Origin of the sequence: Streptomyces sp. ICC1 (assembly GCF_003287935.1) — a bacterium.
GTDB classification, from domain to species: domain Bacteria; phylum Actinomycetota; class Actinomycetes; order Streptomycetales; family Streptomycetaceae; genus Streptomyces; species Streptomyces tritrimontium.
The window spans coordinates 7660208-7674241 of the sequence record NZ_CP030287.1; the positions used below are offsets into that span (position 1 = coordinate 7660208).

General features: G+C 70.4%; 15 protein-coding genes and 1 pseudogene. 14 read left to right on the plus strand and 2 right to left on the minus strand.

All coding sequences use genetic code 11. The features are described from left to right. The first annotated feature begins 399 nt into the window (after nucleotides 1-399). The 12 genes and pseudogenes from DRB96_RS35780 (at nucleotide 400) to DRB96_RS35835 (ending at nucleotide 12054) form a co-directional block, all read left to right on the plus strand. A complete protein-coding gene (locus DRB96_RS35780; RefSeq protein ID WP_112452163.1) occupies nucleotides 400-708 on the plus strand; it encodes a hypothetical protein in 309 nt (102 codons plus the stop codon). Nucleotides 709-792: 84 nt separating this feature from the next. After that, a complete protein-coding gene (locus DRB96_RS35785) occupies nucleotides 793-1632 on the plus strand; it encodes a hypothetical protein (RefSeq protein ID WP_112452164.1) in 840 nt (279 codons plus the stop codon). Then, the gene (locus DRB96_RS35790) at nucleotides 1622-2935 is read left to right on the plus strand and encodes a hypothetical protein (protein WP_112452165.1); all 1314 of its coding nucleotides are present in this window, start codon (nucleotides 1622-1624) and stop codon (nucleotides 2933-2935) included. Before DRB96_RS35785 ends, DRB96_RS35790 begins: the two co-directional genes overlap by 11 nt. After that, nucleotides 2932-4494, plus strand: coding sequence for an SCO6880 family protein (locus DRB96_RS35795; protein ID WP_112452166.1), 1563 nt, complete (start codon nucleotides 2932-2934; stop codon nucleotides 4492-4494). Before DRB96_RS35790 ends, DRB96_RS35795 begins: the two co-directional genes overlap by 4 nt. Nucleotides 4495-4513: 19 nt before the next feature. Continuing rightward, nucleotides 4514-5929 carry an ATP-binding protein gene (locus DRB96_RS35800; RefSeq protein ID WP_112452167.1) on the plus strand — a complete coding sequence of 472 codons (1416 nt, stop codon included), beginning with the start codon at nucleotides 4514-4516 and terminating at the stop codon, nucleotides 5927-5929. 1 nt (nucleotide 5930) lies between these two features. Beyond that, nucleotides 5931-6266 (plus strand): annotated as a pseudogene (locus DRB96_RS44020) (type VI secretion protein); the annotation flags it as partial. A 301-nt stretch (nucleotides 6267-6567) separates the two neighbouring features. After that, a complete protein-coding gene (locus tag DRB96_RS35810; protein ID WP_112452168.1) occupies nucleotides 6568-7710 on the plus strand; it encodes a PLP-dependent cysteine synthase family protein in 1143 nt (380 codons plus the stop codon). Then, nucleotides 7707-9014, plus strand: coding sequence for an MFS transporter (locus DRB96_RS35815; RefSeq protein WP_112452169.1), 1308 nt, complete (start codon nucleotides 7707-7709; stop codon nucleotides 9012-9014). Before DRB96_RS35810 ends, DRB96_RS35815 begins: the two co-directional genes overlap by 4 nt. 281 nt (nucleotides 9015-9295) lie before the next feature. Next, nucleotides 9296-9709 carry a DUF6153 family protein gene (locus tag DRB96_RS35820; RefSeq protein ID WP_112452170.1) on the plus strand — a complete coding sequence of 138 codons (414 nt, stop codon included), beginning with the start codon at nucleotides 9296-9298 and terminating at the stop codon, nucleotides 9707-9709. 127 nt (nucleotides 9710-9836) lie between these two features. Beyond that, the gene (locus tag DRB96_RS35825; RefSeq protein ID WP_112452171.1) at nucleotides 9837-10445 is read left to right on the plus strand and encodes a DUF305 domain-containing protein; all 609 of its coding nucleotides are present in this window, start codon (nucleotides 9837-9839) and stop codon (nucleotides 10443-10445) included. A 151-nt stretch (nucleotides 10446-10596) separates the two neighbouring features. Further along, on the plus strand, nucleotides 10597-11451 hold the full coding sequence (locus DRB96_RS35830; RefSeq protein ID WP_162688748.1) for a F510_1955 family glycosylhydrolase: 855 nt from the start codon (nucleotides 10597-10599) through the stop codon (nucleotides 11449-11451). Nucleotides 11452-11532: 81 nt separating this feature from the next. Further along, a complete protein-coding gene (locus DRB96_RS35835) occupies nucleotides 11533-12054 on the plus strand; it encodes a DUF4396 domain-containing protein (RefSeq protein WP_112452173.1) in 522 nt (173 codons plus the stop codon). 226 nt (nucleotides 12055-12280) lie between these two features. On the opposite strand, the gene DRB96_RS35840 is transcribed toward DRB96_RS35835, so the two are convergent. Continuing rightward, nucleotides 12281-12820, minus strand: coding sequence for a hypothetical protein (locus tag DRB96_RS35840; RefSeq protein ID WP_112452174.1), 540 nt, complete (start codon nucleotides 12818-12820; stop codon nucleotides 12281-12283). Further along, nucleotides 12817-12963 (minus strand): hypothetical protein, encoded by a 147-nt coding sequence (locus DRB96_RS46410; RefSeq protein ID WP_343234659.1) that lies wholly within the window; start codon nucleotides 12961-12963, stop codon nucleotides 12817-12819. Before DRB96_RS46410 ends, DRB96_RS35840 begins: the two co-directional genes overlap by 4 nt. 21 nt (nucleotides 12964-12984) lie before the next feature. Between DRB96_RS46410 and DRB96_RS46415 the strand changes: the two genes are divergently transcribed. Next, nucleotides 12985-13443 carry a hypothetical protein gene (locus DRB96_RS46415; RefSeq protein WP_343234660.1) on the plus strand — a complete coding sequence of 153 codons (459 nt, stop codon included), beginning with the start codon at nucleotides 12985-12987 and terminating at the stop codon, nucleotides 13441-13443. A gap of 53 nt (nucleotides 13444-13496) precedes the next feature. Beyond that, on the plus strand, nucleotides 13497-13934 hold the full coding sequence (locus DRB96_RS35850; RefSeq protein ID WP_112452176.1) for a hypothetical protein: 438 nt from the start codon (nucleotides 13497-13499) through the stop codon (nucleotides 13932-13934). Nucleotides 13935-14034: the final 100 nt, after the last annotated feature.

Sequence of the window (14034 nt, forward strand, 5' to 3'; positions counted from 1 at the left end):
CTCCTCACGTCGTCGTACCGAACGACGTGGAGCATCCCCCGCAACCCCCCACCCGGGTGGAACGACTGACGGAATGTCGGACATATGTCAGCGGAACGGTCGAACGACACGCACTCCCGTTGCGCCGAACGGCGGCCCCTCGGCAGGCACCCCGTACGGCGAGACGACAATCATTGCCCGCGGTCACCCCTCGTGATACACAGAGTGACCATACGTTCTTTCCCCCACACGCCGCCCGAGCCCAGGTCAGGGCATACGAGCGGAACCCGGCGCGACAGATCGGGTAAAGAGAGCCGCGAAGTCGACATACGACGGCGGTTTCATCAGCGAAGATAGTGCGTGACCCCTGCCGTCCGGGCGAGGGCAACCGGAACTACCCATACAGGGGCGGTGAGTTACATGATCCTGGCAGCTGAAAAAGGCGACATCACCACCATCATCGGCGGAATCGCCCCGAACTGGGGGCCGTTCGGCAGTCTCGGCAATGAAGCGAAGATCATGGTCGAGGTGGTCATGGCCGTCGCGATCCTGCTCTGCCTGGGCATCGCCATCTGGGGCGCGGCCAAACAGCGCATCGGCGCGACCGCACTGCGCGACACCTTCAGCGCGGAACAGGGCAAGGGCCTCATCGTGGCCGGCCTGACGGGCGTCTTCATCATCGGCTCCCTGGGCACCCTCTTCACCATCGTGTACGGAATGGCCGTCTAGCCAGAGCCCTGATGAGGACCCAGCACGCCGCGCCTGCGCGGATACCAGCGCTACCGTCGTACGACGCGGAGGGGGCGACACCGAATGAGCAGCGACGACCAGTACGGTGGCAGCGGCGCGGGCCACGGCGAGGTCGGCGGCACGGGCCAGACCCGTACCCGCTTCCCGGAATCCGCCTCGGACCCGTACGGCACCCCCCGCCGCACCCCCCGCGCCTCGCGCGGCCTGATCACGGTCGTCGGCGTGGTGGTCCTCCTGATCGCGGCCATCGCCTTCGCGAACCAGTCCCACTCCCCCACGTCCCCTCCCACCACCTCGAACAAGGCCCCGTCGACCGACCCGACAGCCGTAACGGGCGTCCCTCCGGTGGGGAGCAAAGCGTCCGGGGTGCCCTCCGGCTTCCCTCAGGACCAGCAAGGCGCCCAGTCGGCGGCGACCAACTACGCCGTGGCGCTGGGCTCTGACGGCATGTTCAATACGCCGCGCAGACACGCCATCGTCGATGCCGTCGCAGACGAGAGCACCCGGGCGAAGCTCCAGAGCGGATTCGACGCCGACTACTCCGCCGGGCTCCTCTCCCAGATCGGTCTGACCAAGGACGGCTTGGCGCCTACGGGTTCCACGTTCGTCAACCGGACCGTGCCGGCCGGCGCCAAGGTCAAGGGCTTCTCCGGCGGGACCGCCGCGGTCGACGTCTGGTGCATCGGCATGTTCGGCCTGACCGGTGAAAAGTCCACGCGCCCCGTGACCAGCGGCTGGTTCACCATCTCCCTGACCCTCAAGTGGAACGGGTCCGACTGGAAGATCGTCGAGACCGCACAGGCCGACGGTCCCACCCCGGTCACCGGGGACAACCCCGTATCCACCTCCGACGAGATCGGCCGCGCCGTCACCGAATTCGGAGGCTTCACCTATGCCCGGTAGCCGCAGGCTCTCACTCCGCGGCATCGGTGCCACGGCAGCAGCCGTTCAGACCACGGTCATCCTCCTCGCCACCCGCGCGGTGGCCGCGCCGACACCAACGCCGTCACCCTCACCGAGTGCGAGCAAGGACCCCTGCGCGCTGATCGCCGGCCCGGCCCGGGAATACTGCGAACGAGGCGAAAGCACCACCCAACCCCCCCGCACGGGCCTCGCCCCCAGCGACCCCACGGACGCCCTCAACCCCCTCTCCTCCCTCGCCAAGGGCTGCGCCGACGCCGCGGCCTGGATCGTCGGCGAACTCAGCAAAGCGGTCAACGGCACCGCCAACGTCGACTTCACCAACGGCGCCTTCCTCAAGCAGTACGCCATCGTCTTCGCCGCCTCCACCATCCTCACCCTCGTCCTCTGGCTCTTCGCCGTCGCCAAACGAGCCATCCGCGGCGTCCCCTTCGCCACCGCCATGTCCGAAGCCATCGGCTTCCTCTGGCTCACCGTCATCGCCTCCGCCTTCACCCCCCTCGTCCTCTACACCGTCGTCTCCGCCACCGACGGCGTCACCGAGGTCATCGCCTCCGCCACCGGCGGCCAGACCGACGTCTTCTTCGGCTCCTTCGCCGAAGCCCTCAAAAAGGGCGACGACATCGGCGGCGGCCCGATCATGCTGATCGTCGTCGCCCTCGTCACCGTCCTCGCCGCCGGCATCCTCTGCCTCGAGCTCGTGATCCGCGCCGCGCTCCTGTACGTCGGCGCCCTGCTCGGCACCGTCGTCTACGCCGGCCTCGTCGACCGCAACCTCTGGGGCCACGTCCGCCGCTGGGCGGGCATCATGATCGCCGTCATCCTCGTGAAGCCGGTCATCGTCATCGTCCTCGGCCTCGCCGGAGCCCTCGCGGGCGACAAGGGCCCCAACGCCTTCTCCGCCGTCGTCTCCGGCCTCGCGATCATCCTGCTGGCGATCTTCGCCTCCGCGATGATCTACCGCTTCGTACCCGGCTTCGGCGACGAGATCGCCTCCGCCCGCACCAACCGCAGCAAGGCCACCGACGGCGCCCAGGCAGCCGCCGTCATCAGCTCCCCCGCCTCCCTCGTCTCCCAGGGCATCAAAACCCACAGCAGCCGCGGCGGCGGTGGCGGCGGCGCCCACCGCGCGAGCGGCGGCGGCGACGCCAACCAGATCTCCGGAGGCATGGCCGCGCACAGCAGCCGCGGCTCCGGCGGCGGAAACGGCGGCGCCGGCCCGGCCGCCGCACCCCCGCCCCGTACGGGCTCCAGCACGAGGAACACAGGAGGTGACGGGCGGTGACGACCCAGTCCCACCAGCTCCACCCGGTCGCGCCCCGCCGCACGTATCTCATCGGCCGGGCCCGGCCGAACGCGATCGTCGGCAAGAACCGCGAGACCGGCGAGATCGCCCTGATCATCGCCGGCGCGTTCCTCGGCATGATGAGCGGACTGCTCGTCCCCTCCCTCACCCTGCGCATCGTCTCCCTCGCCGGCTTCCCCATGCTCGCCCTCACCGCCGTCTACGTCCCCTACCGCGGCCGCACCTTCTACCGCTGGTTCGAGATCAACCGCAGCTTCAAGCGCACCCTGCGCCGCGGCACGACGTTCCGCTCGGGTGCCATGGAAGCCGGCATCCGCGCCGCCGACGGCCGCGAGGTCGAGGTCGGCCCGCCCCCCGGCATCGGCCGCATCAACTGGCTCGCCGCACCCTTCGGCCCCGACGAGATCGCCGTCCTGCTCCACGCCGACCGCAGAACCGTCACCGCCGCCATCGAGATCGAGGGCCCCGGCGTCGGCCTGCGCGACAGCGAGGACCAGGAAGCCCTCGTGGACCGCTTCGGCACGCTCCTCAAGCACGTGGCCAACGGCGACGGCTTCGTCACCCGCCTCCAGATGCTCGTACGCACCCTGCCCGCCGACCCGGAGGCCCACGACAAGGACGTCGCCGCCCGCGGCAACACCAACGCCCCCGTCTGGCTGCGCGATTCGTACGACCAGCTCCAGTCGATGGTGTCCACCTCCTCCGAGCAGCACCGCGCGTACCTCGTCGCCTGCATCCACTTCACGCGCGAACTCGCCGCCGAGGCCCACACGATCGCCCGCGCCGGCACCCCCCACAAGGGCCGCAAGCTCGACCGCGACGCCGGCCTCGCCATCGTCATGGCCCGCGAGCTCACCGACATCTGCGCCCGCCTCGCCGAAGCCGACATCCGCGTCCGCCAGCCGCTGGGCCAGGGCCGCCTCGCCTCCCTCGTGCACTCCATGTACGACCCCGACCACCCCATCGACCACATCCAGGCCATGACCAAGCGCAACGCCTGGCCCGCCGAACTGGACGCCGTCGAACCGACCTACCTCCAGGCCAAGACCCGCGAGTCCTCCACCCGCGCCCCCTGGTGCCACGCCACCGCCTGGGTGAAGGAATGGCCGATGACCCCGGTCGGCGTGAACTTCCTCGCCCCGCTCCTCGTCCACACCCCCGACGTGATCCGCACGGTCGCCGTCACCATGGACCTCGAGCCCACCGAGATCGCCATCGAGCGGATGCTCACGGAGAAGACCAACGACGAGGCCGACGCCAGCCGCGCCGCGAAGATGAACCGCACCGTCGACCCCCGCGACATCGCCGCCCACGGCCGGCTCGACCAGCGGGGCGAAGACCTCGCGAGCGGCGCGGCGGGAGTCAACCTGGTCGGCTACATCACGGTCTCCTCCCGCTCCCCCGAAGCCCTCGCCCGCGACAAGCGCACCATCCGTGCCTCGGCGGGCAAGTCGTACCTGAAGCTCGAATGGTGTGACCGCGAGCACCACCGCGCCTTCGTCAACACCTTGCCGTTCGCCACCGGCATCCGACGCTAGCTGGAGGGAATGGCCGCCCATGCGAGATCCCATGTCCGCCCTGACGGACGCCTTCACCAGCTTCCTGTTCGGCAAGGTCGAGACCACCAGACTCCCCGTCCGCACCTCCACGGGCCAGGCCCAGGCGGTCTACCTGCCCACCGCCGCCCCCGGACTCGGCGACTCCGGGGTGATCATCGGCCGTGAGGTCTACAGCGGCAAGGGCTACATCTACGACCCCTTCCAGCTGTACGGCCAGCAGCTGCCGGCCCCCCACTGGCTGGTCCTGGGCGAGTCGGGCAACGGCAAATCAGCCCTGGAAAAGACCTACGTCCTGCGCCAACTGCGCTTCAGGGACCGCCAGGTCGTCGTGCTCGACGCCCAGGGCGAGGACGGCGTCGGCGAATGGAACCTCATCGCCCAGCAGCTGGGAATAACCCCCATCCGCCTGGACCCCATCGCCGCCAACGACGACGGGATCCGCCTCAACCCCCTCGACCCGGCGATCACCGCGACCGGTCAGCTCGCGCTGCTCCGGACCATCATCGAAGTCGCCATGGGCCACGGCCTGGACGAACGCTCGGGTTTCGCCCTGAAGGTCGCCCACGCCTACGTCGTCGACACGATCCGCGACCGCCAGCCGGTCCTGATGGACATCGTCGAACAACTCCGCCACCCGGAAGCCGAATCGGCGCTCGCCATGAACGTGGCCATAGACGACGTCCGCGCCTGGGGCCTGGACGTCGCGCTCGTCATCGACCGCCTCGTCGACGGCGACCTGCGCGGCATGTTCGACGGCCCGACCACCGTCGGCATCGACCTCGACGCCCCGCTGATCGTCTTCGACCTCTCGCACATCGACCGCAACTCCATCGCCATGCCGATCCTGATGGCGATCGTCGGCGTCTGGCTGGAACACACCTGGATCCGCCCGGACCGCAAGAAGCGCATCTTCCTCGTCGAAGAGGCCTGGCACATCATCAACAGCCCCTTCGTGGCCCAGCTGTTCCAGCGCCTCCTCAAGTTCGGCCGCCGCCTCGGCCTGTCCTTCGTGGCCGTCGTCCACCACCTCTCGGACGTGGTCGACGGCGCGGCGGCCCGCGAAGCGGCAGCGATCCTCAAAATGGCCTCGACCCGCACGATCTACGCCCAGAAGGCGGACGAGGCCCGCGCCACGGGCCGGGTCCTCGGCCTCCCCCGCTGGGCGGTGGAAATCATCCCGACCCTGACCCCGGGCATCGCGGTCTGGGACGTGAACGGCAACGTCCAGGTCGTGAAACACCTGATCACCGAGGCCGAACGCCCGCTCGTCTACACGGACCGCGCGATGACCGAGTCCTCGGTCCAGCACCGCCTGCCCGACGACCTCCTCGCCGCCGAACTGGAAACCGAGGAACGTGCCCTCCTGATGGAACGCCACCGCAACGGCGGTGGCTCGGCGACAACGGTGGCCTGACATGCCCGACCACACGGACCGCCGTCCCCAGGGCGGCATCCCGGACGGCCTCCTGGTCGGCCTCCTGGCCTTCCTCCTCGGCCTGGCCGTCCTCATCTGGACGGCCACCGGCCTGGCGGCCCTCTTCACCAAGGGCGCCTGGCCGGACACGGTCACCTTCACGCGCACCCCGACCGCGGTCCGCTCGCTGATAGCCCAACCCCAGGACATCGCGGCGGCCTGGCCCGACACCGCCCCCTCGGCCCTCTCGAACTGGGGCCTGTTCTGGGGCCTCTTCATCAGCCAACTCCTGGTCCTGCTGGTCCTCACGATCTTCCTCTTGGGCGTGGTGGCCCGCACCAAATCCCGCCGCACCCAACCGCCCACCAGCGCGGACACCGCCAGCAACCGCGCGGCCTCCTGCGCATCCGGCGACCAGGCCCGCGCATCCCCCACCAGATCACTCACACACCGTCAACGAGCCTGAACTCAAAGCGTTTCGGATCAATAAGCGTCTGTCGGTGGCGAATCTAGAGCTCATTCGTGCGGCCGCACCTACCGGCCGCCGCCCGTTGCTGCCCGCTGGACGCTGGAGGAATCGCCCTCCCGCCTCTGACCGCAGCAGCCGGCGAGATGCGCACAGAAGCAGCCATCTACGCATGAGAGCCGAGAAGATGACCACTCTTCCCACTGCTGACAACCCGTCCGCCCGGTCCTCCCTGTCCGGGCTGGTCGGCAACACACCGCTCCTCCGGGTAACTGAGCCGTTCACCCGGGAAGGCCGCGGTTTCTGGGCGAAGCTGGAGGGCTTCAACCCCGGCGGGATCAAGGACCGTCCGGCCCTGCACATGGTCGAGCGGGCCCGTGCCCGCGGCGATCTGCTCCCCGGCGCCCGGATCATCGAATCCACCAGCGGCACCCTCGGCCTCGGCTTGGCCCTGGCCGGCATGGTCTACGGCCATTCGGTCACCCTGGTCACCGACCCCGGGCTCGAAATGTCCATGAACCGGCTGTTGACCGCGTACGGCGCCCAGGTCAACCTCGTCTCCGAACCCCACCCGACCGGCGGCTGGCAGCAGGCCCGCCGCGACCGGGTGACCCGGCTGATGCAGCAGCACCCGGGCTCCTGGTGCCCGGACCAGTACAACAACCCCGACAACACCACCGCGTACACCCCGCTGGCACTGGAGCTGGCGGCCGAACTCGGCCACATCGACGTCCTGGTGTGCAGTGTGGGGACCGGTGGTCACTCCGCAGGTGTCTCCCGCGTCCTGCAGCAGCTCTACCCGGGACTGACGCTCGTGGGAGTGGACACCATCGGCTCGACGATCTTCGGCCAGCCGGCCCGCTCCCGCCTGATGCGCGGCCTCGGCTCCAGCATCTACCCGCGCAATGTCGCGTACGAGAACTTCTCCGAGGTGCACTGGGTCGCCCCGGGCGAAGCGGTGTGGACCTGCCGGCAGCTCGCGGCCTCCCACTACGCCACCGGCGGCTGGAGCGTGGGCGCGGTCGCCCTGGTCGCGGGGTGGCTTGCCCGTACGCTGCCGGCGGACACCCGTATCGCGGCGGTCTTCCCGGACGGGCCGCAGCGCTACCTGGGCACGGTGTACGACGACGACTACTGCGCCGCCCACGGACTGCTCGACGGCCCGCCGGCCCTCGAGCCGGAGACCGTGGGCCGGATGGACGAGAAGGAGGTCACCCGCTGGACCCGGTGCACCACCGTGGTCGACCCGCTCACCCTCACCGACGAGTCCGAGGCGAACCCGGACTCCGCCGCGGTGGAGGAGGACGCCCGGTGAGGAGCACCCTGGTACAAGTACGTTCCTATGAGCGCAGCGTCCAGCTGTTGATGGTGAATCAGTTCACCATCAACCTCGGCTTCTACATGCTGATGCCGTACCTCGCGCAGCATCTCTCCGGATCGCTCGGTCTGGCGGGCTGGGTCGTCGGACTCGTCCTGGGCGTACGCAACTTCAGCCAGCAGGGCATGTTCCTGATCGGCGGGACACTGGCCGACCGCTTCGGCTACAAGCCGATGATCATTGCCGGGCTCGCGCTGCGCATCGTAGGCTTCGCAACCCTCGGCATGGTCGACTCCGTGCCCGCACTGATCGCCGCCTCCGCCGCGACAGGCCTGGCCGGGGCCCTGTTCAACCCCGCGACCCGAGCGTACCTGGCCGCGGACGCGGGTGAACGCCGAGTCGAGGCCTTCGCCCTGTTCAACGTCTTCTACCAGGCCGGCATCCTGCTGGGCCCCTTGGTGGGCATGGTGCTGACCGGGGTCGACTTCCGCGTCACCTGCCTGGTCGCCGCCGCGATCTTCGCCCTGCTGAGCATCGTGCAGATCCGTGCCCTGCCCGCCCGCCGGGGCAACGACGCGAAGGACCGGGCGGAGGGCCCGCGCGAGAGCGTGCTCACCCAGTGGCGCGGCATCCTGGCCAACCGCCCGTTCCTGCTCTTCTCCGTAGCCATGATCGGCTCGTACGTGCTCACGTTCCAGGTGTATCTCGCCCTGCCCTTGGAAGTCCGGCGCCTCGGCGGCGACGGGACGTTCGGTACAGCCGCCGCGGCGATGCTCTTCGCCGTATCCGGGCTCAGCACGATCCTCTTCCAGACCAAGGTGACGGCCTGGTGCAAGGCCCGGATGGAACCGGGCCGCGCGCTCACCTGGGGACTGCTCGCCATGGGCACCGCGTTCATACCGCTGCTCATCGCCACGGCCGTCCCCGTGCCGGACGGCGGGGCAGGGCGTTGGCTGCTCGCGGCCGTGCCCTCGACACTCGCGGCGCTGCTGCTCGCCGTGGGCACGATGATCGCCTACCCCTTCGAGATGGACACCATCGTGCGACTCTCCGGCGACCGGCTCGTCGCCACCCACTACGGGCTGTACAACACCATCTGCGGCATCGGCATCGCCCTGGGAAACCTGGGGATCGGCGCGGCCCTGGACGCTGCCCGCGCCTCCGGAATGTCCGCGCTGCCGTGGACCGCGCTGGCCGCCCTCGGCCTCGCGTGCGCCGCCGCGCTGCACGGGCTGCACCGCACCGGCCGCCTCAAGCCGCCGCCGCTGCCTGAGGCGGAGAAGCAGCCTGCGACGGCCTGAACCGACGGCCCCGGGGGAGGGGCGGGTGGCACAGCGCCCGCCCCTCCCCCGGGCATGCCCACGCATCCAGGAACGCCCCACGCCCAGCCCACCCGCGCCGCTCTCAACCGGCCGGCTCATACAGCCCTTCCGGGCGGTCCGATATCGACCAGACCCACGCGGGCGACCTGTCCCACATCGTCTGCCCGCAATGCGAGCGGAGGGCGGGCGCCTGTTCGAAGGATTGCTCCGAAGGGCGGACGGCGCGGGCCGCGCGCGGAGCCGGATCGTACGCTGAGCCCATGACCTCAGCCGAGCGCCTGACGAGCCGCCGCCCTGCCGGGCGCGGCTTTGTCCTGCTCGTGCTGGCAGTGCTGGCAGGCGTACTGGCGATGCACGGCCTCGGCCCGAAGCCGATGTTCGCGGCGGCGTCCTACCCGGCCCAGGTGCGGCATGCAGCGCCCGTGCCCCATGAGCAGGCCGCGCATCAGGCCGACGGGAACTGCTCTCACTCGGCCGGCGGATCGGAACACCTCGATCACGCGGACGCGATCTGCGCGGCGACCGGTGTCGGTGTCCCGTACTCGCCGCCCCCGCTGATCAGCGCCGTGGACACCGCCCTTCCCGCCGCAGCACTTCTCGGTGGGGTCCAGGTCGGCACGGCGAGTGGCCGGGCTCCGCCCGACCTGTCCGAACTGCAACTCCTGCGGATATAGGACCGCCCGCACGGCACCCCCTCGCCGCCTGCTTCTGCCTGGTGGCGGGTGCCGCGCTCCGGCACACCCTCATTTCCGCAGATTGACGCGCACCCATGGCGGTTGCGCGTGAAGGAGTTGCACCACTATGACCGCGAACCGTTCCCTCGTCCGCCGTACCGCCGCCGTGATCGCTGCCGGCGCGGCCGCACTCGTCCTGGCCGCCTGCGGCTCCAGCGACGACAGCTCCGCTTCCCCGTCCGCCAGCGCATCGGCCCCGGCCGCGCAGGGGCAGCACAACGCCGCCGATGTCGCCTTCGCCAAGGGCATGATCCCCCACCACCGCCAGGCCATCGAGATGGCCGACCTCGCGCCCAGCCGGGCGGAGTCGGCGGAGGTGAAGACGCTCGCCGAGCAGATCAAGAAGGCCCAGGACCCGGAGATCAAGACCCTGTCCGGATGGCTGACCTCCTGGGGCGAGCAGGTGCCGGCCGAGGGCGCCGCAGACCACGGCGCGCACGGCACGGGCGGCATGATGACCGCCGAGGAGATCGACAACCTGAAGGCAGCCTCGGGCAAGGCGTTCGACACCGCCTTCATGGAGCTGATGATCAAGCACCACGAGGGCGCGGTCGAGATGGCGAAGACGGAGAAGGCCGACGGCTCCTTCCCTGACGCCAAGACCATGGCCGACGCGATCATCACCTCCCAGTCCGCCGAGATCGACAAGATGAACACCCTCCTCGGCAAGAACTGACCCGGTCGCCGGCGGGGGCGGGCGCCACACAGCGCCCGCCCCCGCGCCCGCACGCCCACCCGCATCCGCGTCACTTCGCCGACAGCTTGGTCCTCCTCACGTGATCACCCACGCCCTTTCACCGCGCCGCCGCGGGCTCACCGCGGCCGCCGTGGCAACTGCGGCCGGCCTGTTGCTGGCCGCCTGCTCCGCACCCGACGCCGACAAGCGGAGTTCGACCACACCTGACCCGGGGACCGGGCATCTGCACGGCCTCGGCGTCGATCCGGCCGACAACACCGTCTACGCCGCAGGCCACCTCGGCGTCTTCCGCCTGGCCGACGGCACAGCGCTCCGGGTCGCCGACCGCTACCAGGACACGATGGGCTTCACCGTCACCGGCCCCTCCACCTTCCTCGGCAGCGGCCACCCCTCCCCGTCAGACCCGAACGCCCGCTCACCCCACCTGGGCCTGATCCGCAGCACCGACGCGGGCCGGACCTGGCAGACCCTCTCCGCCGAAGGTGAAGCCGACTTCCACGCCCTTGAGCAGGCCGGCGAGAGCTTGTACGGCTTCGACAGCCAGAGCGGGAAGATCTGGGCCAGCGTCGACGGCGGACGCACCTGGGACAAGCGCGCCCAGCAGCCGCTGCTCGACCTCGCCGCACATGCCGAGAACCCGCAGCAGGTGTGGGCCGCCACCGGCAAGGGCCTGGAGACCAGCAGCGACGGCGGACGCAGCTTCCGCCCCGTCGCCGGAGCCCCCGCTCTGGTCGCCGTCGATGCGCCCGAGCCCGGACTACTGGTCGGCCTGGCCGCCGACGGCCGGGTGATGAGCAGCCGCGGGGGCCAGGCGTGGACCGAGCAGGGCCGCCTGCCCGCAGGCGCAAAGCCCACCGTGCTCACCGCCGTGACCGGTCAGCGGCTGCTCGCCGCCGACACCACGGACACCGTCTACGAATCCACCGACGCCGGCCGCACCTGGATGGTGCTCCACCAGCCTTCCGCCGGAGCGGAATACCCCTAGAGGAATACCCCCTAGGGGTATAGGGTTCTGGTGTGGGTGCCGCGCAGGGGCCCACACTGGACGGGAATGGGGATGAGGGTCATGGACCACAGCACTCACCACGCCGGAACCACGCACGACCACGCCACCCACGAGGACCACCACGGACACGGCGAGCCCGCCCACGGGGGCGCCTCCTGGAGCATGGCGGCGAAGGCGACCCTGCACTGCCTGACCGGGTGCGCCATCGGCGAGATCCTCGGCATGGTCATCGGCACCGCCCTGCTGTGGGGCAACGTCCAGACGATGATCCTCGCGATCACGCTGGCGTTCATCTTCGGCTACTCGTTCACCCTCTTCGCCGTCCGCAAGGCCGGCCTGGACTTCAAGAGCGCCGTCAAGGTCGCCCTGGCCGCCGACACCGTCTCCATCGCGGTGATGGAACTGGTCGACAACGGCATCATCGCGCTCACGCCGGGGGCGATGGAAGCGCACCTGTCCGACGGACTGTTCTGGGCCGCGCTGCTCGGCGGATTCGCGGTCGCCTTCCTGATCACGACCCCGGTCAACAAGTGGATGATCGGCCGCGGCAAGGGCCACGCCGTCGTCCACACCTACCACTGACACCCACCCCTCAGGGCAGCAGCGCGCCCCGGACGCACCACGAAGGTGCACCCGGGCGCGCCGCTCTGCGAAGAGGGGTTGACCGGATGCGTCCTGGGACTTTCCGTCGACCGCCCCGGATCCGCCGGGTCCGCGGCGTGAGGAGGCAATCCGCGATGAGCCCGGGCCGGGCTCACCGGACGGCAGGGTCAGTCGGCGCCGCTCCGACCCCTGGCTGGCGCTGAAGTCACTGCGCGGCCTGCTGCGGCAGCAGACGTGGCTCTCGCTGCCGACGGCGCCCATAGCGGGTCACCCCGCGCGGTTTGAACACCGACAGCGCGGCGGCCGTCAGCAGCACCACGAGCGCGGCGGCCGCGTCCGCGATCAGCTGGATGCGCATGCCCTCCAGTTCGCCGCCCGCGAGGGAGGCCTGCGCCGCAGCTTCGGCCAGGTGCCCGACCGGCTGCATGTGGACCAGGAGAAGCAGGGTGGCGAGCACCGTGATCAGCAGTTTCGCGATCAGCCAGTAGTGGCGCAGCAGCCCCCACACCGTGCCCGGGGACTGCACCACCCCGGTCAGCAGCGAGGCGACACTGAACGGCACGATGACGAACCAGCCCACCAGCTCCATCGCCAGATATGAGGCGCGTACCGTCTCGGGCGCGCTGCCTGCCAGGCCGGCGACGGCGAGGGCCAGGAAGGCGGCGACCGCACCGAGCCAGCCGACCGAAGCGGTGACATGCGCGGTCAGCGTCAGCTTGCGCAGCCGCGGGCCGAACGGCGTCATGGCGTGTGCCCGACCATGCCTCCACCGGCCAGGTGGACGATCAGGAACACCGCGACCAGAACGACCGCGATCGCCGCGGACACCTTCACCCAAGGCGGCGCGCCCGCGCCGTCATCCTCGCGACGAGTCGGTGAGCCGGCCATGACGCCCTCCGGAGTTTTCGGATGCGGCCCCACGAGCCCGCACCACCATTTTCCGACGTCGAGGCGGTCCTGCTCGCCTGGCACGAACGTCAGGTCACCGGGCACCTCCACCACCTCGCGGAGATCAGCGGCCGGCCCGGCACCCCCACACGGCGACTGGCGGCGGTGCTTGAGGCGTACGCGGGCATCGCCCAGCAGCGGCACGGCGGCGAACTCGCTGCCCTTCTCCACCAGGGCGACCACATCACCCACGCCCAACAGCACCTCGAAGGCATGCTCCAGAACCTTCTCGCCGAAGGCGCCCGGGCAGGCGACCTGCGCGATGACGTCCCGCCCGCCGAACTCGCCCAGTATTGCCTCCACGCCCTGACCGCGGCCTCCGGCCTGACCTCCCGGGCCGCGCTCCGCCGCCTGGTCGCCGTCACCCTCGACGGCCTGCGCCCGGTTCCCCGAACACCCCAAGATCACCACTTCGCGTGATCATTTACGGGGTGGCTGTACAGGGCGCTCCACCTGCCGGATAGGCTCGCGGCATGGTCACGGCCCGGACTGCATTCGGCACGTCGCGGACCCGCTACACGGCGGGCCCGCTGCGCCTGCTGTGGCTGGCCGCCCTGCTGTTCGCTTTCCTCTACACCCACGCCGCCGGAGCCGACAGCGCCTCCGCGCACGTCACCGGCGGCGCAGTCGACGTGTCCTACCCGACGCCCACCGGCCATGGCAACGCCCATGATCACGACACCGAGGCACCCGACGAACCCGACGGCGGCAGTGGGCACTCCCACCCCGCCGAAGCCTGCGCCTCCGGCCACCCTCAGCAGGGCCTGGACCTGCCCAACCCACAGCTGACGGCCCTCGCGCGGCTGACCCCCGCCGTCGGCGCGATGAAGCCGCAGCCCTGGGTGGGGACCATCCCATCCGGCCTTCCTCCGTTGCGAAGCTCCCTCGGTTCCGTGGTGCAGCAGGTATAGATCCGGGCAGTTTGCCCCGATCCGTCCTGACTCTCATCGCCGATCCCGGCCAGCCCCACGCAGTGGTGCGCCGGGTGATGAGCCACGCACGCACCACCGA